A 24,994-nucleotide genomic window follows, 5' to 3' on the forward strand; every position below is an offset into this window, starting at 1 on the left:
CAGGTATGCGTGATTGCCTGGGGTTGTCTGTTGGGGCGACCAATCTGGTGGCGATCGCCGATCGTGCGCCTTTGGTGCGGCGGGCAATGCTCACCGTTTCCGCACAGCGCGGGCCCACGGTCGGCGCGCCGTCCTCGGCCGATGACGGGTTGGTGTTCACCGATTTCGTAGGGCGGGTGGGCGACCCGGTGCCGCTGGTCGCCGCCGACGGTTCGATGCATCATGCCGAACGCCTGCTGGCCGGGGCGGTCGAAGCGCTGACCCGCGAGAGCAGCCCGACGCATCGTCCGGACACGACGGTGGTGGCGGTGCCCGCGCATTGGAGTGGTGGCGCCCTCGACGCGGTGCGCCGCGCGTTGCCCGGCGTCCGGGTGGTCTCCGATTCGGTCGCGGCGCTGACCGCCATCCAGTCTTATCCCGGCCTGCCCGCCCGCGGCGTCGTCGCCCTCTGCGATTTCGGCGGCTCCGGCACCAGCCTGACGCTGGCCGATGCCGGGGCGGGATACGCGACCATCGGACAGACGACCCGTTACGACGAATTCTCCGGAGACTTGATCGACCAGGAAGTGCTGCGCCACGTCCTGAGCAATCTGGAAGCCGAACCCGCCGGCACCGCGGCGGTGGCCACGCTGGGCCGGCTGCGCGACGAGTGCCGGGCCGCCAAGGAACGGCTGAGCGACGAGGGAGCGACGAGCCTCGCCGGCCCCGGCGGCGCGATCAGGCTGACCCGCGCCGAACTGGACGCGGTGGTGGATCAGTCGCTCGGCGGCGTGATCGAGGCCGTGCTGGACCTGCTGCGCCGCAACGGCATTCATCCGGCGCAACTGGCAGCGCTGGTCACCGTCGGCGGGAGCGCACGGATACCCCTTGTCACCCAACGGCTTTCCGAGGCATTCCGCATGCCCGTCACCACCGTGCCGCAGGCCCAGGTGATCGCCGCGGTGGGAGCTGCGCTGCTGGCTCGCCGCGGCGTCGACGAGACCGCGACCCAGGTGGCTGGTGTGCCGGCTGCCTTGGCGCCCGTGGCGGGGACCGGCACCCTCGCCGCGTCCGCACTGGCCTGGTCGGTGGAAGACTCGGTGGCCGAGGTGGCCCCGTTCGTGCCCGAGTCGGTGACCGACGATTCGGCCCGGCCGGAATTCGTGTTCACCGAACCGCCGCTGCCGCCCGCACCGGCGCGAGTGCCCTGGTACCGCCGTGGAGGTGTGGTCGGCTACGCGGCCGCGTTCCTCGCCGTCGTCGGCACGGTCGGCATGGTGTTGTCTGTCCGGGCCGACCACCGCGACGCGTCCGCGACCAGCCTGTTGGCGCCGCAGACGGTCCCGGCCGAATCTCCGCTGGCCCAAACCGAACCGGCGCCCCCGACCCGCACCGTGGTGGTGCGTGATCCGTCCTGGCCCGGACCCGGTGCCCCCGCTGCTCCTCGGCAAGCGGCCGCGCCGCGGCCGGCCGGTGCGCCGCGTTTGGTGCAGAGCCGCCAAAGCGCACCGCTGCCTCCGGCTCCGCGGCGGGCTGCACCAGCGCCGCAGGCGCCCCGCCCTCGACCGGCTGCGCCGGCTCCGGCCCCTGTGCCTGTACCTGTACCTGTGGGATTGCCCCCGATTCCGGTGCCGCCGTTGGCGTTTCCGCCGGTGACGCTGCCGCAGCTGCCGGTCCCGACGTTCAAGCCGCCGGTGCCGAGCCCGAGTCCGTCGCCGAGTCCGTCGCCGTCGCCGTCGCCGTCGCCGTCGCCCAGTCCGACACCCACGCCTGAGCCGACGCCTGAGCCCACCCATAGTCCTGAGCCCACACCCGAGCCCACTGCGGCGCCTGAGCCGACGCCGGAGCCCACGCCCACATCGGCGGCGCCGTCACCGTGAGTCGGACTTAAATCTAGGATCACTGCTTGATAGTGACTGCAATCCTCGGTGTTGATGACTATGCGGCGCGGTCGATTCGAGTGAACTCACATCCCGGCCCACACGGGTGGCCTGCCACCGCGATCCCGTGCCGCTGTAGCACCTGAGCGATCTTTCCCGCGGTCTGACACGGTCGGTCGAAGACCTGCCCGTAGGAGAGTCTGACTGTTGAACGGCCGTCGACAGCGGCGTCGAGGTCCCGTTCGAAATCCGCATCCCGCCGGGTCGCAGTGTCGTGATACATCCGGCCGTCAAGCTCGACGATGAGCTGCTGGCCGTACTCGGCATCGCGATAGCAGACACCGAGCGACGATGCTGCCCGTTTCTGCCGTGTGGCCTTGGGTAGACCGTGCGGACGCTCGACGCGAACCAGATAGCCGTGTTCCAGCACCGAGCAGGTGCCGTCGGCGATATCGACCAGGACGGCCCGCAACCACCGGCGACGGCGGACCCGTGCCCGAGAATCGAGTACTTGCAGCAGCCGGTGTGCGGTGGTTCGCCGCGACTGGCAGGCGTTGGCCAGGACTGCAATGGCATCGAGGTCGGACGCGGCGCGGCATGCGACGTCGAGAGCGGCTTCGTCGTAACGCATCCGCGGTGGGCTGACGTTCCACAGCACCCGCTCCTCAAGGTTCACGAGGTGGTGAATGCGGACCCCCGCCGGTTCAGCCAGGATCGCCCGGCGTTGGGCGACGGCGACATGGATGGGCAACGCTTCGGTTCCGAGCGCGGAATCGAAACACAGCGCCGCCGGAGCCGCGTAAAGCACTGCGGCCCAAGCGTGTTGCGACCACATCAGCGGTCCGGTGTGGTCGACGTATACGCCGGCGTGGACCCGCGCCCACTCGTTGCGGCGAAGCAGACGCCGGATTTCGTGCTCCTGCAGGCCGGTGTCCAAGGCTTGCCGACGCGAGATCACCCCGTCCTGTTGGCGCAGCACATCGTCGACATCCACCAACTCGATACTCGTGGACAGGCGCGATCGCGACCAGAAGCATTTCGCGGACCTGTGGATAACTGCCTGCGGCGAGTGGGCTAGGGGTTTTCAGCAGGCGGTGTTGTCGTCGTCACCGGTGTGGTCGTGGTGGTGGTCGGCGGTGTGGTGGTCGTGGTCTCGGTGGTTGTGGTGGGAGGTGTGGTGGTCGTGGTGGTCTGCTGGACAGTCGTGGTGGTCGGTGCCACGGTCTCGGTGACGGTGTGAGTCGGCGCAGGCACCACCGGGGCCGAGGTGACGACCGATGTGGTGGTCGCTGTGGTCGACGTTGTCGTTGTCGTGGTCGACGACGGAGAGTCTGACGAGAACAGCTGCACCAGGGCATAGATGACGAGCGCCGCGATGACCGCGCCCAGCGCACCCATGCCGATCAGTGCGGCGGGCTTGCGGTACCAGGGAACCGGCTCGGGTGCGGGTGGCTCCGAGTATTCGCCGTAGCCGGGGGCGTATTGAGTGGGCTCGTCGTCGTCGTAATAGTTCGACACGCGCCGATGGTAGGCGTGTTCAGCCGCCCGGCGCCGGATACAGCGTGCGTGTCACGTTGGTGCGGGGACGGCGGTAGGTGGTGGTCGGGTCCTCATAACCGGCGCTGCCCGACTCAGTGGTCGTGGTCGTCGTGGTCGTCGTGGTGGTCGACGTCTCGGACGTGGTCGAAGTTCCGGAAGTCTCCGAAGGCGACGTGGTTGACGTGTCCGATTCGCCGGGCAGGCCGAACTCCGTGGTCAAGGGGAGGCGGCTGGTGGTGGTCCGGGTCGTGGTGGACTTCGAAGTCTTCACCGTCGTCGACGCGTAGCTGGGCGGGACGAAATCTATCGGTGCGTCCTCCGGCCCGCCGGATCCGGTCAGCGCGATCGCGGCCCACACCACCAGGCCGATCACGGCGAGGGCCGCCGCGCTGGCCCCCGCAACAGCCGGCGTCGAGTGATGCCAGGGCGCCTCGGCAGGCTGCCCTTCGTCCTCGTCACCGGTCACGGGCACCGATACTATGCCCGGCCCCGGGGCGGGCCTCGGTCAGCTCAGCTGACGAACGACTTCACCGGCGAAAAGCTCGAGGTGTTCCAGATCGGACTGGTCGAGCAGTTGCAGGTAGACCCGCTGCACGCCGGCCTCCAAGAACGGGCCGAGCTTGTCGACGATTTCGCTGGGTGTGCCGACCAGAGGTGAATTGCTGCGCAGTTCGTCGACCTCGCGATTGATGGCGGCGGCCCGTTTGGCGATCTGCGCCTCGTCGCCGCCTGCGCACACCACGAATGCTGCCGAGTAGGTCAGCGCGTCTGCTGGGCGACCGGCGTCGGCCAGGGCGTCGGCAACCCGCGCGAACTGCGTCTTGAGGGTGTCCAGCGGCACGAACGGCACGTTGAATTCCGAGGCGAACTCCGCGGCCAGCGCCGGTGTGCGCTTGGCGCCCATGCCGCCGATGACTATCGGAAGGTTGGACTGCTTGGGCTTGGGCAGCGCCGGTGAGTCCACGACGGTGTAGTGCTCGCCGGAGAAATCGAAGGTTTTCCCGACAGGTGTGTTCCACATACCGGTGAGGATGCGCAGCTGCTCTTCGAATCGGTCGAAACGCTCGCGCAGCGGTGGGAACGGGATCGCATACGCCTGGTGTTCGGCTTCGAACCAGCCAGCGCCCAAGCCCAGTTCGACACGGCCACTGCTCATTTCGTCGACCTGCGCCACCGAGATGGCCAACGGCCCGGGATGGCGGAAGGTCGCCGAGGTGACCATGGTGCCCAGCCGGATCGTCGAGGTTTCGCGTGCGATTCCGGCAAGCGTCACCCAGGAGTCGGTCGGCCCGGGCAGGCCGTCACCGCTCATCGCCAGGTAGTGGTCGGACCGAAAGAACGCCGAGTAGCCGAGGGCCTCGGCGGCGCGGGCCACCGCGAGCTGATCGGAGTAGGTAGCGCCTTGCTGGGGTTCGACGAACACACGGAAATCCACGGAAGCCAGCCTAACGGCGATCTCAAGTGGGCGGCTGCTGACTGAGTTCGTCGAAGCGAGCAAGGGCGGCGTCGAGGTCTGCCTCGTCGAAGACCTCCAAACGGCTGAGCTGCTCGCCGGCGACGGTGAGGATGATGACGTCCCGCCACTCGGCATCGAAGCCCTCTTGCGACGTGCCTTTCAATCCTTGGGTAAAGACCGCACCAAGATCATTCAGACCATGTACAGCCTCGATGTAGAGGTTGATGTCCGGCGCGACGTCCCACGTCGCATGGATATAGGGGGTTATGTCGCCGGGCTCGAATGCCGTCGCGCGCCGATGGTCGACGGTTACCCAATCCTGCGTCGTCATCAACGGCTCGCGCTGGTTGAAAGCCGCAGCATTCCGGGCGATGACCGACCACGCGTGGGCGTGGGCGGCCGCTTCTCCGTCGAGGTATCGCGCGTCAAGTTCGGCGAAGGCGGCATCGAGGTCGTCGGGGTCGAAAGCGACGTGTGCAGTTAGGAGCTCGTCGGTGCCGATCTCGACAAGATCCAGGGCATCGACATGAAACGCTTCCTGTTGCCCATCGGTGCCCGAGTATCGAACACGACTGAGGACGAGGCGCGCTCCTCGGGTCGCCATCACCTCTGCCGCGATGTTCTTGGCCCCGACGCCGGCGATTTTCGCGGCGTCGGCCATCACGTCATTCTGGCCCCGCAGGGTGCCGGCGTTCACCACGCGTCGACGGTCGTCGTCGAACACGTCCTCGGCCAGGATTTCCGCCATGGCATCCCAGTCACGAGCGTTTAGGTGGGCGTTGAAGCGCTCGTACACCCGGCTCGCTGCGTTTTCCAATGGCCGTGTCGGACGGCCGAGTTCATCGAACCGTGCGAGCGCAGCGTCGAGATCCGATTCGTCAAACAGCTCGCAGCGGTCGATCTGGTCGCCGCCGAGCGTGAGCAGGGCGACCTCTCGCCACTCGGCTTCGAACCCCTGTCGCGATGGTCCCTTCGCGAAGTGTGTGACGACTGCACCAAGGGAGCTCAGCCGATGCACGGCCTCGACGTAAACCCTCACGCCGGGCACGAGGTCCCACGTGGCTTCCATGTATGCGGGCATCTCACCCGGCGCGAACGCTCTCGCTCGTCGGTGATCGATGCTCACCAAGTCCGGCGTCATGCCGGGAAGTTCTTGTCTGTTCGCTACGACGTAACCGTGCAGAAGGCAGGACCACGTATGCGAGCGCTCGCTGGCCTCGCCGGCGAGGTATCGCGCGTCGAGTTCCTCGAAGGCAGCGTCGATGTCGTCGGGGTCAAACACAACCACCGCCACGGTCCGCCCGTCGGCGTCGACCTCGACGACGTTGAGCGCATCGTTTTGAATCGCTTCGGGGTCGGCACCCGAGCCTCTGACACGCACGAGGGCGAGTCGCTCGCCCCGAGTCGCCGTGACGCCTGATGTGGTTAGCGCGAAGCCGATGTCGGCGGTCGCCTGCAAATCTCCGACCGCGGTTTCGCGGCCATATCGGATGCCGACATTCACTATCCGCCGGCGATCGTCGATGGAGAGGTTGTCGGTCGCAGCGTCAGCGATGGCGTCCCAGTCTCGGGCACAGAAGGATGACTCGATGCGTCCGAACGCGCGCGTTGCCGAGTTCTCGAGTCGCGGCACCGATTGGCTGAGTTCATAGAACCGGGTGAGCGCGGCGTGGCAGTCCGCCTCGTCGAATAGCTCTGAATGGCAGAGTATTTCGCCGTCCACCAAAACAAGATGGATATCCCGCCACTCGGCGTCGAAGCCCTCTTGCGAGCTCCCGTGTGCGAAATGGGTGACGACCGCTCCGAGGTCACTCAGGCGATGTACCGCTGCGATGTGGATCTTGGTGTCAGGTGAATCTTCCCATCCAGCTTGGATATACCTGACCATGTCGCCGGGTTGAAAAGCTGTTGCGCGACGGTGGTCTACGTTCACCCAGTCAGAGGTCGTCGCGGCGATCTCGCGCCGATTGAACGCATCGTAGGCGGCCGCGACTACCGACCATGTGTGTGCGTACGGTGATGCTTCGCCGGTGAGGTACCGGGCGTTCAGTTCTCCGAATGCGGCGTCGATCTCGTCGAGGTCGAATGCGACTCGCGCCAACAGGAGCCCGTCGGTATCTGTCTCGAGCACTTCGAAGCCACCGACGTTGTATGCCGCCCGCTCGTCGCTGCCCGAATATTGGGTATGACGGAGCGCGAGCTGTTCACCCCGCGTCGCGATCACGTCTGACGTGGTTATCTGACCGCCGATGTCGGCCAATGCCGAAATCTCTGCGAGCACGGCATCCCGACCACGTTGAACGCCGGAGTTCACTACTTGCCGGCGATCGTCGGTGTATGCCTCGTCGGCCACGATCTCGGCCATCGACGCCCAATCGCGAGTCGCGAAGTACGCCAAGAAGCGGTCATGGGCCCGGCTTGTGGTGTTCTCCAGCCTCGGCGCCTGTCGGTTCAGTTCGTCGAAGCGGGCGAGTGCAGCATCGAGATCTTCCTCATCGAAGGCTTCGCAGCGGTTGATCAGCCCACCTTCTACCGTCAGAAGGTTGACAGATCGCCACTCCACGGCGAAACCCTCTAGTGAGGTCCCATGCCCCAAATGGGTGACGACAGCTCCAAGTCTGCCCAACCGGTGCAGCGCTTCGATGTGGATACCGCCGCCAGGAAGTTGGTCCCAGGAATCCTGGATGTTGGCGGCCATCTCACCGGGAGTGAGGGCGAGCGCTTGTCCTCGCTGGTGGTCGACGGTCGCCCAATCCGGTGTCGTCGCAGGGAGATCGCGCCGATTCAGCGCGGCATAGAACTCCGCCACAGCCGACCAACTGTTCGCGTACAGGGCCGCTTCGCCGGCGAGGTATCGGGCGTCGAGTTCAGCGAAGGCGGCGTCGATGTCGTCGAGGTCGAATACGACGACCGCTGTGACCCGGTCGTCGGCGTCGACCTCGAGGAGGTTGAGCACATCGATTTGGAATGCCGCGGAGTGCATGCGGCTGAGAGCGAGGCGGTTGCCGCGGGTGGCAATCGTGGTCGACGTGAGGTTGTCGGCGTCGATCTCGACGATGGCCCGCCAGTTGGCGATGTTGGTCTCTCGACCGCGGATGACTTCTGCGGACACCACTCGGCGGCGATCCTCGCTGGAAATGTCCTCGGCGTACATCTCAGCCATGGCAGTCCATTCGCGGTCCGCGAGGTATGCGAGGAAGCGCTCGATTGCGCGGGTCGCCGCATTTTCTAGCCGACAGGCTTGGTGGCGCTGCTCCTCCAATCGTGAATGTGCGGCATCGAGTTCGGCGAGGGCGGCGTCCATGTCATCGATATCGAAGTACACATCCATCGCGATTCGACCATCTGTGTCGAGGCCGATCAGCTGGAGCAGCTCGTCCTGCGGCGCACCCGCAGTAGCATCCGCTGTGTTCACCCGCGTTCGGGTGAGGGCGAGGCGCTCACCCCGTACAGCGACAACCACGTGGCGGTGCCGGACGAAACCACACTCGCGGAGACGCTTCGCTTCGCGTGTCCATTCCTCCGGCCCAAGGGTGACCCGAGAAAAACCAACGACCTTTCGCTGGCTCCGGACGGAGATATCGGACGCGAGCAGGTGCTCGAGCTCGTCCCAGGCCTCACGGTCGACAGCAGAGTGCAGCTGGGTGAGTGTCCGGACGCAAGTATTCTGCGGCTCTTCGATCGGCAGGTCGAGTGGTGCCGGGGCGTTGGTCAGGACGCGGTCGCCGAGCAGACCAAGAGCCCGCTCAGCAAGTGCCGCAGCACCTTTCCGCTCGTACAACTCCGCCGCTCGCTCGGCTGCGGCTCGCGCACCCGCAGAGTCACCGCCGGCGCCCAGCACCGTAGCCAGGGCAAGGCACGCATCGCCGTGGTCGACCAGAGCATCGGTGCGTCCAGCCAGTGCAGCAGCTTCCTCAGCGACCCGCCGCGCCCCGTCATGGTCCCCGCCCCGCGAAAGCAGTTGCGCCCGAACGGTCCGCCATGTGATTGATGCTTTCAGCGCATGTCCGGCGAGACGTTCGCTTTCCGAACATAGTTCGTCAGCCTCGACGTCTCGGTCCAACAAGAGACAAGCGCGCGCCAACAATGCGGCGGTCTCCGCGGTGTCGGCGTCGATACCCATGCGGCGAAAACCGTTGTAGGCAAGCCGAAGATGTAGCTCGGCTGCTGCGGGATCGTCGATGACCAACTCGACGATGCCGGCGAAGTGCTCAACTTCAAGGAGGGCGTGGCGCAAGCCGAGCTCGGTGACTGTGCGCCGGGCGGAGTCGATCATCCGCCGGGCCGCGGCGGCCCGCCCGCGAAACGCCTCCAACACAGCCTGGCACCGCGTCGACGTCGCTTCGACCGCAGGCGAATCGGTGGTGATCCGCAGCAGGCGCACCACGTCGAGGCACCGCCCGCCCGCCCGCGGAACGGGATTGGGCCCCCACAGCGCAGCCAACGGGGCGCCGGCCAGCACCGCGTTCACGAGCCGGTGCTCACCGGCCTGGCGCGCCGCGGTGAGCGCGTTGTCCAGCGCCACTTCGCAGTCGCCGACGCGCCCGAGACGAGCAAGGCAGCTTGCCCGTACGGTGTGTGCCTTCGCTTCCCCTGCGGCGTCGCCCAATTCGGCCAGGGTCGCAGCGGCGGCGCGGACCGCGGATTCGATCTCGTCCAGGTGCTCGGGATCGATGAGCATCGAGAGTTGCCCTTCGAAGCACGTAGCCCATGCCGTCAGACGCGCGGAATCACGAGTCGCTTCCCGGAGTTGCGAGACCGCGCCTGCAGCGGACACGACATCACCCGCGGCGAGCAACGCCTCGCAGCGCGCGACCAGGAGTTCGGCGCGTTGATCGTCGCGGTCGGGCAGTTCGTCGTCGAGTTCCTCCAGTGCGTGCAGGGCATGGTCGTAGAGATCGGCGGCGCCCTCGTAGGCCAGTCGCGTCATCGCCTGATCGGCGGCGCGGCGGCAATACTCGACGGCCTTGAGGGCGTTTCCGGCCCAGGCACATTCGAAGTAATGGTGTGCCAGTTCGGCCAATAGTTCGTCGTCGGCGCCCGGCATCGCCTCCAACGTCGTGGCGATCCGCTGGTGCAGCCGCATGCGCCGCACCGAGGCCAGCTCGGCGAGTAGCGACTGCCGGACGATGGCGTGGTTGAACCGGTAACGCCCACCGGGTTCCTCGATGACGATGCCGGCCTGGCACGCCTCATCGAACGCGTCGATCAGATCTGAGCCGACAACCCGCTCGACCAGCTCCAGCGGGAACTGGCTGCCCACCACCGCAGCTGCGGCCAGGGCTTTGTTCGTCTCCGCCGGAAGCCGGGAAAGCCTGCGGCTCACAGCTTCCCGGACTCCTTGAGGCAGGGTGCTCGGGTCCCAGTGCCCGCCGCTTTCGTCCACGTGCCGCAATGCCTCGATGAGGAAGAACGGGTTGCCGCCGGTCACCGACGCCAACGCACGAGCCAGCTCTTCATCGTCGTATCCGGCCTCGGCGACGTACGTGCTGACGTCGTCCTGATCCAGACCACCCAGTGCAATCCGGTGGGCGCTGCCGTCACGGTGAAGGTCGGCGAGCATCGCTGCCAGCGGGTGGGAGCGATCGAGGTCGGTGCTGCGATACGTGCCGATGATCTGCACACGGGCGTGCTCGCCGAAGCGCAGCAGGTGGCGCAGAAGTAGCAGGGTGGGCTTGGCCGCCCAGTGCAGATCGTCGAGGACCAGAACGATCGGCACTTCGAGCGAGGCGATGCCCAGCAGTGCCACGACGGAATCGAACAGTGCATAGCGTTCGGTGTCCGCGTCACCGTGCGGGGGTGCGGCGAGATCGGGGAGAACGTCGGTCAAGCCGGGAACCAACGGCAGTAACGCTTCGGCGCCGCGCATCCCGCGGAGCCGGTTGATGCCGACACAGGGCACGAGAGTGCGCAGGGCTTCCGCGAATGGCTGGTAGGGCGCACCGAGGTCTTCGTCGGAACGGCCATACAGCACCACCGCGCCCTGTTCATAGGCCTGCCTGGACCATTCGCCGGCCAGACGGGTCTTGCCCACACCGGGTTCGCCGGCAATCAAAACGGCGCGGGTTCCGGCGATGAGCGCGGTCTGCCACACGGACAGGAGCTGACCGAGTTCGGGACCGCGCCCGACGAAGGGGCCCGGTCCCGTAAGCACGGCCGGCAGGGCAGGCCGCTCAATGGGTGTCTCGGCTCTGGGCGGCTCCGGGCGGCGGTCCTCGGTTTCCAGGCGGAGCTCGAAAACATGCTCGGGACGTGCGAGATTCTTCAACTGGCGCATCCCCAGGTCGATGAGCGCAGTGTCGTCCGACAAGGAGTCGATGACCAGTTCGGCGGTTGCACCCGAACACAGGATCTGGCCGCCGGCGGCCTGCGAGCGTAAGCGGGCGGCGCGGTTGACGGCGCGGCCGAAGTAGTCGCCGCCGCGTTGCTCAGCCTCTCCGGTGTGCAAAGAAATGCGGATACGCATCGATTCGGCCAGCGTCCACGGCTCGTGGAAAATCGCATCCTGCAACTCGATCGCGGCGGCGGCGGCCGCAGACGGACGGTCGAAGACCGAGAACGTGGCATCACCCTCGCCACGAGTCTTGATCAGCCGGCCGCCGCGAGATGTGACGATCTGTTCGACGAGCTCGTCGTGCCGGGCGAGTGCGACGGCCATGGCCGCGGCGTCTGTCTCCCACGCGGCAGTGGACCCCTCGATGTCGGTGAGCAGAAATGTCACGGCGCGCGTCACCGAAGGAGCGTGTTGTGTCGCAGGGACGTCAAGCTCAGCATCCTGTCCGACGATCGCGGATTCGAGCCGCCGCAGGTCAGGTCCCGGGTCAACCCCCAGCTCGTCCGCCAGTACCGACTGCGCGCGTTTGAACGCCCCCAAGGCCTCGCCTTGTCTGCCGGCGCGATACAGAGCGAGCATGAGTTGGCCCCAACGCCTTTCGCGCAGTGGTGCCTCAGCCACCGCGGCCTCGAGGTCACCGATGATCTCCGCGGCACGGCCAGTCGCCAGGAGCGCGTCGGCCCGGTCCTCGACAAGTGCCGCGTGGCCCTCGATCCACCGGGTCTTCTCGGACACTCCCCGTCGGCTGTCGGGCAGTTCGGGGGTCCCACGCCAGAGGATTATTGCCTCGTCGAACCGGGCCCCGGCACCGTTGGTGTCGCCGGCGCCGAGAGCGTCCCGGCCTGATTTGGCGAGCGACTGATAACGCGGGGCGTCGATCTGGGCGGAACCCAGGCGCCAGCCGGTTCCCTCGGTCAACACGAAACCGTCGCCGAGGGCGTGACGCAGCGAGGAGATGTGGGTCTGCAGGGCCTTGGCGGCGGTGCGCGGTGGATCGTCGCCCCACAGCAATTCCGTGAGCACGTCGGCCGGTACCACCGAACCACTGTGCAGCCCGAGCATGGTGAGGATGGCGCGGGGTTTGGCGCCGGGGATCGCGACCGGCAGACCATACTGCCGGACCTGCAGAGGTCCTAAAACCCCCAGCTCCACCTGTTGAAGCGTACTCACCTAATGATGGTCGGGGTGACGATTCAACGCAGGATCAAGAACCAGTAAAGGCGGGAACTACCTGGCTTTTTACAGTCCGCGGCGGGCGGCACGCAGCGCGGCGACGGCGGCGTCGTCTCCTGAGAACGTGACCCGGGCCGGCTCGCGGCCGGCGGCGAACAACAGCAACTCGCCGGGTTCCCCGGTCACCGTCACCTCTGGGCCTGAGCCGACGGTGGCCAGCGTCTTGCCCGCGGGGGTGGTCAAGGCCACCCGGGCCGGAGAACTGCCCATCGCCATCCGGGCCATCGCGCCGATCCCGCGGGACAGCGCGGATACGGTCGCGTGATCGAGTTCCCTTGGTTCCCAATCGGGTTGGGCTCGTCGCACGTCCTCGTTGTGGATGAACATCTCGGCCACGTTGACCAGTGGGTCGAGCAGCTTGAAGGGCGAGTACAGGGGAGGGCCTGCGGCGATCTGGTCGACCAGGTCGGCCCAGTCGGTGCCCTCGGCGACCTTGCGCTGAACCCGCTCGGTGTAGCCGGCGAGCTGGGGCACCAGGATCCCGGGTGCGGCGTCGAGCCGACGCTCTCTCACCACCAGGTGAGCGGCCAAATCGCGGGTGTTCCAGCCCTCGCAGAGGGTGGGCGCATCAGGACCTGCGGCACGCATGGACTCGACCAGTGCGGCACGTTCCCGCCGAGCGACAGTCATGAACCGACTCTAGAAGGTTTTCACTCCTTCGACAGCGATGGTCATCCCGTGGCCAGTGCTGTCATTGCTGATCCGGGTACCTGCCTCGCTCGCATCGATGGTCCAACCCACGGCGCTGTACGTGCGGTAGTCGAGAGTGACCACGGGAATGTCGCCCAGATTCCCCACGATCCACTTGATCTGGCCGTCCGGGGTGAGCCTGACCCCGTTGGCCTGCTCGCCGTCGATCACCGGTGCATCGGTGAAGTCCGATTCACACCCGACGTCCTGCTTGGACAGCTGGCAGCGGGTCTTGCCGGATTTGGTCTCGATGAAGACGTAGCCATTCTCCGGTTGCAGCGGGGTGGCGCCGGACGGCGCGTGGGACGTGCTGGGCGGAGCCGCGGAGGTGGTGCTCGGCGACGGCGCCGGGCTGGACCGGGTGGGCCGTGCGGTCGGAAAACTGGGCTCGGTCGGTGATTGCGGGCTGGTGCCGGGAGTGCCCTCGATGCTCGATTGGCAGCCGGCCAACAGCACACCCGCAGCAAGCAGGGCGCCCAGTGACTGCCACGCCTTCACGGCGCCAAGGCTACGCATCACACGTGATGACGGCGGGTTATGACGCGCCGAACAGCCCTGCGTAACCGTCGGACAGCGAGCGCAACTGCCCGGCACCGTCGCCGTGGAACGACGCGCCGTGCATGATCGCCAAGGTAGTGGGGTTCCACTCGGCGAGCTGTATCAACGTGGGCGTCAGATTCGTGGTCAGGCCGGTGGCATGAAAGAGTCCCTCGGCCTCCAATGCCGGTGCCACACAATCGGACTCGGTGACGGCCGGACACTGGCCGGTGTGGGTGAACAGGTCACCGGCGAGCAGCGTCGACGTGGTCTCGTCGAACCACAGCCCTGCCTCCCAATTGTGCGGCACGTGTGGTGTGGCGATGAACCGCAGCCGATGCCCACCGATGTCGTGCACACCGTCTGAAGGCGCTGCGACGGGCGGCCGTTCGCACATGTCGGTGAGCGACAGCATGATGGCCAGCGGGCCGTGGATCACCTCGGCGTGGGGGGCCGAATCCAGGAAGAGATTGACCGCGCCGCACTCGTCGGCTTCCAGGTGTCCGAACGAGATCCAGCGCAACCGGGTCAGCGGCAGGACCCGCTCGATGGCTGCCGAGACCTGCGGGAACAGGAATCGCTGACCGGTGTGGAACAGGAACGGCTCGTCGCCGGTCAGCAGGAACTGGTTGAAGGTGAATCCGCGCTCGGTGATCCCGGGTATCCAGGTGGACAGCCGGTAGACGTCCGGGGCGATCTCGTCGACTGTTGTGTCCATAGGTCCATGGTTCGCCTCGTGCGCTGCTGTTGCTGCCGGATCGCCGAAGTGGTTGTTATTGGGCGGCCGGCGCGCGGTAGTTCATCGCGAAATCTGCCGGCGGCACCGGCCACTGCTCTCCGCGGTCGCCCTTCACGATCCAGTCGCCCGCCGTCACGCGCTCAGGGCCCTCGAGCGTCTCGATGACCTCGCCGTCGACCGCCAACCGGGCCAGAACGTTTCCAGTTCGACGCCACTGACCGTTCTCGCCGATCCGCTCATAGGTAGCCGCGAATCGCTCGTTGTTCACCGACCACGTCGTGCCGTTGTCGTCGGACACCTCCCAATCGCCGGCTTCGGCACGCATCGTGTCGCCGGTGTGCGAGGTCCACGTCCATGGCTCGCTACGCTGTCGGGCCGTGACGGTGCCGGTGCGGTCGAACCGCTGCCACTTCGGCCGCGACCGGTAGCCGAGTTGGCGAAGTGCGACAAGCGTGTTCGCGAGGCTCCGCAAGGTCGCCTCGTGGATGGTGTCTGCGGCTCGTGGGTCGTCCCACGACATCAGCCGAGGATGGATCTTGCGGGCGTCGTCACGCGCTTCCCCGGGACGCCAGCCGGCTTTGACGTAGTAGTCGAACCAGCTGGCGTGCTCCTTCTCGGCCATTGTCATTGCCGCGTGCTCGGTGAAACCCAGCGCTTCAAGCTGTTTCAGCGGCGCCAGGTCGGCAAAACCTGATGGCGCGGTGGATTCCGTCGCGCTGCCCCAGGTGTCCCAGGTGTGGCCACCGAAATTGCGGACGATCCAGAGCGTATTGAGCACCAGGCGGCGGTTCGAGCCCCGGTAGAACGCGTCGAGTTCCTCCCACGGCACTGTCGAGGGGCTGGGCGTCTTCACCGTCGCCGCGTAGCGGCTGTGGATGAGACGTGCCGCGCGTTCCCATGCATCCTGTGCCTGGCCCTTCGGCAAATCCATGGACAGCCCGAAGGTGCGCAGCCGACCCACCAAAAACAGCTCGTCGTCGCCGGTCTCGTTCTCCGTCGGCCGTTCATTGCCGCCCCAGCCGCGGGACTTCGGACCCCAGGCGTAGATGGGCACGGTGGGAAGCTGGGCGGCCAGACGCGTGCCGGTCGAGGAATCGATCGACGAGCCGCCGACGGGATCGCTGTCCACAAGAATGACCGCGGTGGTCGTCTGGACGGCGCCACGGCGATCTGTGAGCAGAGACTTCAGGAACGGAACTGTCGGTGCTTGCGGGATCGCTTCCACAACAAGGCTTTCGGCCTGCAGTCCGAGCTGTTTGCGGTGGTACTCGTGGTCGTGCTTGTATTCGTCGGCGTTTTCGCCGACCAGGGTCAGCGTCGGGGGCTGGGCGTCGCCGGGGTAGTAGTCGTACTCGAGCCGACGCTGTGACATATCGGCACACAGCGCCAACGTCAACTGGGATCGCCCGCACACGATCACTCGGGAGACCTTGTCTTTCTCTATGATTCGGTCAAGTAGTCGACCGGCGGTTACCTCGTATTTGCCCACAGCGTCGGGGGCCCAGTTGTCGTCGGTGCCCATCTGTTGGGCGCGCCAGGCCTCTGCCTGCCAGGGATCGTCGATGCGCACGATCAGCGGAACATGCCGCGCCCACCCGTCACCGGACCCGTCGTCGAGATCGACGCGGCGTTTGATCTGGTCGAGACGCACCAGATTCGCCGACGCGTCGGGCGAGAGCAGATAGAGCCGGGTCATCTTGCGCCACATGGACAGTGACGTCCAAGTCTCTGGGCGATCGAAGTCCACTGCGACGACGCGCGCGCCTTTGCTGCGTGGCTCCTGCACACAGGGACGGTCAGGGTTCGCAGTGACGATGACCACCGTCCCGAAGCCGCCGTTGTCGCTGGTGATCGCCCGCACCATCGACTGTGCGTCGTCGTCGATATCCACCACCACGGTCACCGAGCGGGCGAGCGCGATCCGCAGCCGGTCGAGACGGGCCCGGAACAAGGCCGCCACCACACCCAACACGGTGATGAACAGGACGCCGAGCGCCGTCAGCCGTGCGACGTCCAGCGCGACGGGAGTCGGGACCGGGCAACGTGCACCGTTGGGCGTGGGGTCGCCGATGTTGCCTTTGATCAGCGACGCCGTCCACGTCAATGCGGTGAAGAAGAATGCGTTTTCACGATCGTCGTGGCAACGCCAGTAGGACGCCATACCGAGGGACACACTCACGACGACGAGCCCGGCGACGATCGCGACCGGTGCCCCAGTGTGCCGGACCTGTCTGGAGCGGAGGAAGAGCACGCAAACGACAACCAGCGTCGCGATGACGACCAGGATTGACGCGGCCGATCCCGGTCTTCCGTACCAGTCGGGCCAGCCGGGAAACTTCGTCGCCACGGATGGGTGATTTGCCCGCACCGCGAGGGCGGCGACCAGCACGACCGCCACCGCTGACGAGGCCATGAGAGCTATCCGAATCGGCGATACCCTGGCGGGCACTCGCGCCTCCCTTCACGCGTGCACCGGAGCCGACTCAACGGCCGGCGAGTCACTAACATAGCCGAGGTCCATGTCACCCCAGCCGACGAGAGCGGCCCGCTGAAAACCAGCAAGGACTCGAATCGGACTGGGACGCGCGGAGAGTGGGGGCTGTGTCGCGTCTTTTCCTGAGTCATTCAAGTTTGGATCTCCGTCAAGCCATGGCGTTGAAGCAATGGCTCGTCAATCAGGAACCGGCCCTGGCCAACGAGATCTTCGTGGACGTAGATCCCGAGGTCGGGCTGCAGCCCGGACAGCGGTGGAAGGATGCACTGCAGCGGGCCACTGCCCGGTGCGAGGCCGTCATCTGCCTGCTGTCCGCGAACTGGGAGGCTTCGCACGAGTGCCGGGTGGAATACCGTGTGGCCGAGAATCTCAACAAACAGATTCTGTGTGCGCGGCTGGAACCCTCGGCCGGCGATCACCTCACGGCCGAGTGGCAGCGTTGCGATCTGTTCGGCGGGCCGACGACAAAAATTCATGTTGACGACGGCCCTCCGGTGGAGTTCGCCACCGCCGGTCTGTACCGGTTGCGCGACGCGATTCGAGGAGCGGGCATCAGTGCGATGTCGTTCGTGTGGCCACCGCCCGGCGACCCGGAGCGGGCGCCGTACCGCGGCTGGGAGCCATTCGAACAAGTCGACGCGGCGGTGTATTTCGGGCGCGACGCCGCGATCGTGCGCGCGTTGGACGAGCTGCGCGGGATGCGTCTGACGGGGGTTCGTTCGCTCTTTGTGGTCTTGGGACCGTCGGGCGCGGGCAAGTCGTCGTTCATGCGCGCCGGTCTGTTGCCCAGGCTGGCCCGAGAAGATCGCCGGTTCGTGTTGCTGGGTACCGTGCGTCCCGGCCGCCACGCTCTCACGGGCGACACGGGGCTGGCCGCGGCCATTCGCAGCACGAGAGAAAAGTTGGGGCTCACCACTCCCAGCCTCGGCGAGATCAAGACGGCGTGCACCAGTGATGCGGATCGCGTGCGCGAGCTGTTGGTCGAGATTCAACAGGCTGCGGCCGCTCGGTTGCCGGCCGCCGAGGAGGGTGATGAGAAGCCGGATCCGCCAACGCTGATCCTGCCGTTGGATCAGGCCGAAGAGTTGTTCTCCGCCGACGCCGGAGCGCAGGGACCGAAGCTGCTGACGTTGATCAGTGCCTTGACCGACAATCGGGATGGCAGCGGCCTGGGCCTGATCACTGCGGCCACCATCCGCACCGACCGCTACGAAGTGATGCAGACCCATCCGGAGCTGGCAGGCATTGAGACCCGGGTGTTCGACGACCTCAAACCGATGCCGCCGACGCAGTTCAAGGAGGTCATCACCGGTCCGGCCCAGCGGGCCACAGAGGGCGGCCAGCGGCTCGAGATCGCCCCTGATCTGGTGCAGCGCTTGCTGGTTGACGCTGCCGAGGGCGCGGACACGTTGCCGATGCTGTCCTTGACACTGGCCCGGCTTTACGCCGATTACGGGTCGAGCGGCGAGCTGACCGTCGAGCAGTACGAGGCGATGGGCGGCATGCACCAAGTGGTGCAGACCGAGATCGATGAGATTCTGTCCAGCGATGCGGAAGTGCGCGGGCGCCAACTTCAGTGTCTTCGTACCGCTTTCATTCCATGGCTGGCCACCATCAATCCCGACAACGACCAGCCGATGCGGCGCGTGGCCAAGTGGGACGACCTGCCCGAAGAGAGCCGTCCGCTGATCGACCAGATGGTGGCCAGACGGCTGATGGTCAAAGACCACCGCGACGGGCAGGCGGTGGTGGAGGTCGCGCTGGAAAGCTTGCTGCGGCGGTGGGAAGAACTGGCCGGCTGGTTACACGATCAACGGCACAACCTCAAAGTGGCGGACGACCTTGAGCGTGCGGAAGGCGCGTGGCGCACCAATCGTCAAGACGCCGCCTGGCTGCTTTCCGGGACCCGGTTGGCGGACGCTGAAAAGCTGGTAGGCACAGCTGATTTTGCGCAACGCTTGAATCCGGTCCGGCATTATCTCGCCGAATCTCGGCAAGCTGAGAACGAACGCGTCCGCGCTGAGGAGGAGTACCGGCAAGCCGAAGTCCGTAACGCCCGAGAACGCCAGGCGACCGCAGAAGCGCATACTGCGACGCTGCGCAAGCGCTCCCGGGTGACGGCGGCGATAGCCATGTTGGCGGTGACCGTGGCAGTCGTGGCCCTGGTCGCCTTCGTGCAGGCCCGGAACGCCCGCGCCCAGGCTCAGAGTCGGTTCTTCGAGGCCACCGCTGCCCGGCTGGTCGCGGAGGCTCAGGGCGCGTTTGCCCGCAATCGTCCCGAGGGTGATGCCTGGGCATTCCGCCACTTGCTGGCTGCCCATGCCGTCGCCCCCGCCGCAGCGAAGGACGCGCTATACGGTGCCGTCGTCGATAACCTCAACCTGCACAAGGTCATCGAAGTCCCATCGGCTGTCATCGGTGTGGCTCCAGGACAGCAGCGGCTGGCGACCGCAGCCGACGACGGGACCGTCCGGATGTGGAACGCGGATACCGGAGCGCAGGTAGGTGATCCCCTTGCCGGGCACACCGGCACGGTGTGGAGTGCAGCATTCAGCCCGGACGGCAAGCGGATTGCCACCGGAGGCGCCGACGGGACGGTGCGGCTGTGGGATGCCGGCACCGGCCGGCCGGTAGGTCAGCCTCTTGCCGGGCACACCGCCATGGTGCAGCGCGTCGCTTTCAGTCCGGACGGCTCGCGCATCGTGTCGGGCGGCTGGGACCACTCGGTGCGGTTGTGGGATGCCAATAGCGGTCAGCCGGTAGGGGTTCCGCTGACCGGACATACCGGTGCCGTCACCAGTGTGGCGTTTGGTCCTGACGGCACCCGCGTCGTGTCGGGCAGTACCGATCAGACGGTACGACTCTGGGACGCCATCGCAGGCCAGCCAGTGGGTGCTCCGCTGGCCGGGCACACCGGCGATGTCGAAAGCGTGGCGTTCAGCGCCGACGGTGGGCGTATCGCGTCGGGAAGTGCTGACCAGACGGTGCGGCTATGGGATGCCAATACCGGTCAGCCGGTGGGGGATCCGCTGACGGGACACTCCGACTGGGTCGAGAGCGTGGGGTTCAGCCCGGACGGTACGCGGATCGTTTCGGGCGGTCGCGACCAGACAGTGCGCCTGTGGGACGCCGGCACGGGGCAGCCGGTGGGGGTTCCGTTGACCGGACATACCGGCTGGGTGATGAATCTGGCGTTCAGCCCGGACGGCACGCGCGTCATGTCGGGCAGCTACGACAATTCGGCCCGGGTGTGGGACGTCCGCGCAGGTCTGACCGGTCACACCGACACTGTGAGCAGCGTGGCGTTCAATGCGGACGGTACGCGGATAGTGTCGGGCAGCTACGACAAGACCCTGCGGCTGTGGGATGCGAAAACCGGTCAGCCGGTGGGGGATCCGTTGGCCGGGCATTCCGGCTGGGTCGAGAGCGCGGCATTCAGTCCGGACGGTAGTCGAATAGTCTCGGGCAGCAACGACGGCACATTGCGGGTATGGGATGCCGCCAGCGGTGAGACAGAAAATGACATGGACACCGGCAGTCGCGTGCTGAGTGTGGCGTTCAGTCCGGATGGTAAGCGGATTGTGTCGGGTGGGGCCGACGAGACGTTGCGGGTGTGGGATGCCGATTCTGGTGAGCCGGTGGGTGATCCGTTGACGGGCCACACCGACGACGTGAAGAGTGTGGCGTTCAGTCCCGATGGGACGCGGATTGTGTCCGGTGGGGCCGACGAGACGTTGCGGGTGTGGGATGCCGATTCTGGTGAGCCGGTAGGCGATCCGCTCACCGGACACACCGGTCAGGTCACGAGCGTGGCGTTCAGCCCGGACGGTAAGCGCATTGTCTCGGCCAGCAACGATGACACGCTGCGATTCTGGGACGTTGCAACGGGCCGGGCGCTGGGTGATCCGCTCACCGCGAACACCGTCGAGGTGAAGAGTGTGGCGTTCGGTGCGGACGGCACGCGAATTGTGTCGGGCCACCTCGACCACACCGTTCGGCTCTGGCCGGCCGTCGCGAGCCCGACAGATCTTTGTGGGAAACTCACGACGAACATGAGCCGCGAAGAGTGGGCCGAGTCCGTGGCGCCCGACATCGACTACGTCGAGACCTGTCCCGGATTACCGCCGGCCCCAGATATGTGATGGCGTCTCTTAGCTGACCGACTTCTGCAGGAACTGACTGTCGAGGAACGTGGCGTAGTCGGGCAGTTGAGTGTCCGGATCGATGGACTTCTGGGTCTTGGCCCACGCCCCGAGTTCGGCCAGCTTGCCCGCCAGGTCCGGCTTCAGCTGGAGCGTGAAGTCGAACTCGCCGAGCACGGTGCCCAGCAGCACGGGGTCCAGTTGGGTGGCTTTGGCCACCGCGTCGGTGGCGGCCTTGTCGTGCTCGGACAGGGCAGTGCCGGCGTCACCGAGCGCGGCGAGGAAGGCGCTGATCGCCTTGCCCTTGGTCGTGACTGCCGACTCGGTGGCGACGAACAGGCTGTGCTGGTTGTAGGTTCCGCCGGTCAGCGCCACGGCGTCGTCGCCGAGGGTCTTGATGGTCTGCGCCTGATACGGCTGGAAGATCGAGACGGCGTCGACGTTGCGCTGGGTGGCCGCGGTGACGATCGCCGACGGGGCGACCTGGACCAACTCAGCCTTGATGTTGTTCTGGGCCAAGGCGTTCGACACGTAGTAGGCAGCACTCGTGCCCAGTGGAGTGCCGATCGACTTGCCGGCCAGATCCGCGACGGTGTTGATACCGGCGCTGCGCCGGGCGACGATGCGCGATCCTTCCCAGCGGGATCCGTCGGCGATCACCCGCAGAGTGGGGGTGCGGGTCAGTGCGGCCGAGGTCGGCACATCGGCGGCGGTCGTGATGTCGACCTGGCCGGCGGCCGCGGCCTGCAATGCCTCGACACCGGACTGGAAGTTCACCACCTTGACGTCCACGTTGTGCTTGCCGAACAGGCCGGTGTCGGCGGCGACGGGGATCTGCGCCCAGGACGGGTCGACGACGAACCCGACGGTGAGTTGATCGGCGTTCGCGGTGCCCGTGTCAGAGCAGGCGGTGCCTGCGACAGTGAGGGCGGCGGCGGCGACTGCTGCGGCGACGATGCGCCGAAGGGGGGTCTTCACGGATGGATTCCTTTGTGGGGGAGTCGGATTGCGGGCGGAGGATCAGTGCACGGCGTGGTCGATGCCGAGCTGGTGGTGCAGGGTCTTGCGGATCTCGCTGTAGCCCGGCTGGTCTGCCAGTGCGTCGGCCGGTCGGGGCCGGCTCAGCGGGTTGGTGATCTGATCGACGATCTGCCCGTCGCGCAGCACGCTGACGGTGTCGCCGAGCCGGATCGCCTCGTCGATGTCGTGCGTGACGAAGACGATCGTGCGGTTCAACCGGGTCCACAGATCGATCAGCAGATCCTGCATGCGCAGGCGAGTCAGTGCGTCCAGCGCCGCGAACGGTTCGTCCATCAACATCACGGTCGGCTCCCCGGCCAGCACCCGGGCGATGCTGACGCGCTGCCGCATACCACCGGACAACTCGCCGGGGCGCTGGGCGGCCACCTCGTCACGCAGGCCCACCAGGTCGAGCAGTTCGCGAATCTTTTCCCGGCGTTCGGATTTTGACAGTCGGCGGGCCGCCAGGGCGAAGTCGATGTTGTCGGCGACCGTCATCCACGGGAACAGCACGTCGCGCTGGAAGGCGACGCCGCGTCGGGGATGCGGGGCAGTGACGGCCTCGCCATTGTCGGTCACCGAACCCGCGGTAGCGGTGATGAGACCGGCCAGGCAGTGCAACAGTGTCGATTTCCCGCTGCCCGACGCGCCGACCAGGACGGAGAAGGACCCGTCGGGGATGGTCAGGGAAATGCCCTTGAGGGTGGGCTGCTGCTTTCCGGAGAACCGCACCACGAGATCGTGGGTCTGGATGGCCATCTCAGCGCTCCTCTTGAGCCCAGCGGGTGAACGGGGACGTGACCGACGCGACCAGCAGGTCACACAGGGCGCCGACGATGCCCAAAATGATCAGGCAGAAGATCAGCCGATCGGCCTGGGAGAACAGCTGGGCCTGGGAGATCCGGTACCCGATACCCGCTGTGGTGCCCGTCATCTCGGCCACCACGATGAGTACGAACGCCATCGCGGCACCCACCCGCAGTCCCGACGCGATATCGGGGGCGGCTTCGGGCAACACCACCCTGGACAAAGTCTGCCGGCGGCCGGCGCCCAGGCAGCGGGCAGCCTTCAGATAGTCGACAGGTGTGCTCGCCAACCCGGTATGGCTGTTGATCCACACCGGGACGAAGACGCCGAGCGCGATGACCAGGAGCTTGCTGTTCTCGCCAAGCCCGAACCACAGGATCGCCAGCGGGACGAGACCGATCGTCGGGATCGGGGAGAAAACCCGGAGCACCGGTTGCAGCAGGTTGCGCCCCGCCGTGGTGGTCGCGGTGAACACCGCGACGACGATCCCCACCGACGCGCCGATCGCGAAACCGACTGCCGCCCGGCCCAAGCTGGCAAGAATGTCATCGGCCAACAGCCCCTCGGTCCACAGGGTGTGCCCGGCCGCGAGGATCTCCGGGACGCTGGGGAACAGCTGCCGCGGGAACCGCCCGGTCGCCACGATCAGCGACCACAACGCCGCGGCGATCCCCAGCCCGGCCAGCGTCCAGCCGAGGACACCCAACCGCGCGAACGCCGCGCGCCACCGTGTCGTGCCCACGCTGCGCGGAGGGCCCACTGCGGGCGTGCGGAGCGCCAAACCGGCTGTCATGGACGGCTTTCTGCTTCAACGCCCACTGCCCGCAACGGTTCGCGTGCCGTGCCCGCAGGTACCCAGTCGAACGGCACGGCCTGTGAGCGGTACACCAGCGCGGTCCGGGTGAGCCGGTCGACCCCGGGCACCCTGGTCTGCTTGACCTCGGGCTCACCGGCGACGCCGTAGCCTTCGTACGGACTGTGGTACTCCCACACCACGTCACCATCCGCGGTGATCTGGAACAACCGGCCCTGCATGCCCTCGGTGATCAAGGTGTTGCCGTTGGGCAGTCGCTGGGCATTGCTGACGAAGGAACTGAAGAAAGTCCAGGACGGCAGGCCGGAATCTTCAGCGGTGTACTGCCATACGATTTCCTTTGTGACCGGATCGATTTCGAGGATCCGTGAACCGGCGTAGATGCCCAGCGGTGCGGGCGGGTATCCGGCGCCGCCCTGGTTGTCGAACACCAGGATGTTGCCTGCTCCGGGAAGGCCCGGGGCGATCATGTGCGGGTTGTGCTGACCTGAGGTCTGATCGACCGGACGAGGCACCTTGTGCACGTTGATCCGCTGGTGCTGTGCACCGAACTCGGCCTCGTGGTACGGGCCCAGTTTCCATGCGACCTTGCCGGACGTCTTGTCGATCAGCGCGATGATGTTGGCCTTGCGGAAGCTGATCAGGATGTTGTCGGGGTGGAAGGCGGAGTCCGGATCGTCGACGTACCACCGATTGGGCCCCAGTGTCTTGGCGCTGTTCATCTCCAGATAACCCCAGGGATCGTCGGGGTCTCGGGCGACGGTCTGGCGCAAGGCATTCCAACCGTCCGCGGAGAACCCGAACTCATCGAGGTGGTCCCCGGCCAGCCACTGCCAGACGATCTCACCCTCGGGTGTGACTTCGTAGAGCCCCTGATCGCCGACCGTGTGCTCGTCGAGAGCGGGCACCACGCGGGGAACCGTCACGAGAATCAGACGATTGCCGTTGGGCAGCAGCTCCCAGTCGTGGTTCTGCCGGGCCGCGCCGTCCGGCGCCTGTGTGCCCCACTCCCAGACGATCTCGCCGTCCCAGTCGAGCTGGCCGACGGTGCCGTTGGCGTAGATGCCGCCGCGGGCATCACCGCTGTCGGACAACTGCACTCCGACATCGCCGAGGCGGCCGTCGTTGAGTGCGGGATCCAAAATGCGGGGCGGCACACCGGCATACGGCCACTCGTGCACCACGGTGCCGTTGAGGTCGATCACGCGGGTGACTCCGTCGGCGCCGGTGAACAGGACGTAGCTGTCATGGACGAGTTCGGGATCGAGGTAGCTGACTCCGTTGTGACGTACAAATGCCATGTCAGTTACTCCACCAATGTCCGGTTACA

The 24,994-nt window shown here is 66.5% G+C and carries 15 protein-coding genes; 2 read left to right on the plus strand and 13 right to left on the minus strand.

From position 1 onward, the window contains the following. Window positions 1-5: 5 nt before the first annotated feature. Window positions 6-1,859: an Hsp70 family protein gene (locus QQ25_RS03645; RefSeq protein WP_039377231.1), complete on the plus strand. Its 1,854-nt coding sequence runs from the start codon at window positions 6-8 to the stop codon at window positions 1,857-1,859. A gap of 58 nt (window positions 1,860-1,917) precedes the next feature. On the opposite strand, the gene QQ25_RS03650 is transcribed toward QQ25_RS03645, so the two are convergent. The 9 genes from QQ25_RS03650 to QQ25_RS03690 all read right to left on the minus strand — a co-directional run bounded on the left by QQ25_RS03650 (window position 1,918) and on the right by QQ25_RS03690 (window position 16,800). Further along, a complete protein-coding gene (locus tag QQ25_RS03650; RefSeq protein WP_039377232.1) occupies window positions 1,918-2,853 on the minus strand; it encodes a type IV toxin-antitoxin system AbiEi family antitoxin domain-containing protein in 936 nt (311 codons plus the stop codon). A gap of 80 nt (window positions 2,854-2,933) precedes the next feature. Next, window positions 2,934-3,377, minus strand: a complete 444-nt coding sequence (locus tag QQ25_RS31070) for a hypothetical protein (protein ID WP_039377234.1) — start codon at window positions 3,375-3,377, stop codon at window positions 2,934-2,936. A gap of 19 nt (window positions 3,378-3,396) precedes the next feature. After that, entirely contained in the window at window positions 3,397-3,864 is a 468-nt protein-coding gene (locus tag QQ25_RS03660) for a hypothetical protein (RefSeq protein WP_039313513.1), read from the minus strand. 39 nt (window positions 3,865-3,903) lie between these two features. After that, window positions 3,904-4,833: an LLM class F420-dependent oxidoreductase gene (locus QQ25_RS03665; protein ID WP_039377237.1), complete on the minus strand. Its 930-nt coding sequence runs from the start codon at window positions 4,831-4,833 to the stop codon at window positions 3,904-3,906. Between the two features lie 22 nt (window positions 4,834-4,855). Beyond that, window positions 4,856-12,340: a BTAD domain-containing putative transcriptional regulator gene (locus QQ25_RS03670; protein WP_082017396.1), complete on the minus strand. Its 7,485-nt coding sequence runs from the start codon at window positions 12,338-12,340 to the stop codon at window positions 4,856-4,858. An 87-nt stretch (window positions 12,341-12,427) separates the two neighbouring features. Then, entirely contained in the window at window positions 12,428-13,051 is a 624-nt protein-coding gene (locus QQ25_RS03675) for a TIGR03085 family metal-binding protein (protein ID WP_039377240.1), read from the minus strand. Window positions 13,052-13,060: 9 nt separating this feature from the next. Beyond that, entirely contained in the window at window positions 13,061-13,609 is a 549-nt protein-coding gene (locus QQ25_RS03680) for a hypothetical protein (protein WP_039377764.1), read from the minus strand. 37 nt (window positions 13,610-13,646) lie between these two features. Further along, window positions 13,647-14,366 carry an MBL fold metallo-hydrolase gene (locus QQ25_RS03685; protein ID WP_039377241.1) on the minus strand — a complete coding sequence of 240 codons (720 nt, stop codon included), beginning with the start codon at window positions 14,364-14,366 and terminating at the stop codon, window positions 13,647-13,649. Between the two features lie 55 nt (window positions 14,367-14,421). Beyond that, window positions 14,422-16,800 carry a RyR domain-containing protein gene (locus tag QQ25_RS03690; protein ID WP_052235602.1) on the minus strand — a complete coding sequence of 793 codons (2,379 nt, stop codon included), beginning with the start codon at window positions 16,798-16,800 and terminating at the stop codon, window positions 14,422-14,424. Window positions 16,801-16,988: 188 nt separating this feature from the next. Between QQ25_RS03690 and QQ25_RS03695 the strand changes: the two genes are divergently transcribed. Continuing rightward, window positions 16,989-21,023, plus strand: coding sequence for an nSTAND1 domain-containing NTPase (locus QQ25_RS03695; RefSeq protein ID WP_039377246.1), 4,035 nt, complete (start codon window positions 16,989-16,991; stop codon window positions 21,021-21,023). A gap of 9 nt (window positions 21,024-21,032) precedes the next feature. Here QQ25_RS03695 and QQ25_RS03700 read toward each other — a convergent pair whose 3' ends face one another. Genes QQ25_RS03700 through QQ25_RS03715 form a run of 4 tightly spaced genes read right to left on the minus strand, consistent with a single transcriptional unit; the run spans window position 21,033 to window position 24,965 of the window. Then, on the minus strand, window positions 21,033-22,001 hold the full coding sequence (locus tag QQ25_RS03700; RefSeq protein WP_039377248.1) for an ABC transporter substrate-binding protein: 969 nt from the start codon (window positions 21,999-22,001) through the stop codon (window positions 21,033-21,035). A gap of 42 nt (window positions 22,002-22,043) precedes the next feature. Then, complete coding sequence (locus QQ25_RS03705; RefSeq protein ID WP_039377251.1) at window positions 22,044-22,802, minus strand: ABC transporter ATP-binding protein; 759 nt, start codon at window positions 22,800-22,802, stop codon at window positions 22,044-22,046. Window position 22,803: 1 nt separating this feature from the next. Further along, window positions 22,804-23,643: an ABC transporter permease gene (locus tag QQ25_RS03710; RefSeq protein ID WP_039377253.1), complete on the minus strand. Its 840-nt coding sequence runs from the start codon at window positions 23,641-23,643 to the stop codon at window positions 22,804-22,806. Continuing rightward, on the minus strand, window positions 23,640-24,965 hold the full coding sequence (locus QQ25_RS03715; protein WP_039377255.1) for an aryl-sulfate sulfotransferase: 1,326 nt from the start codon (window positions 24,963-24,965) through the stop codon (window positions 23,640-23,642). Before QQ25_RS03715 ends, QQ25_RS03710 begins: the two co-directional genes overlap by 4 nt. Between the last annotated feature and the right edge of the window lie 29 nt (window positions 24,966-24,994).

This window comes from Mycolicibacterium setense (assembly GCF_000805385.1).
GTDB lineage: Bacteria > Actinomycetota > Actinomycetes > Mycobacteriales > Mycobacteriaceae > Mycobacterium > Mycobacterium setense.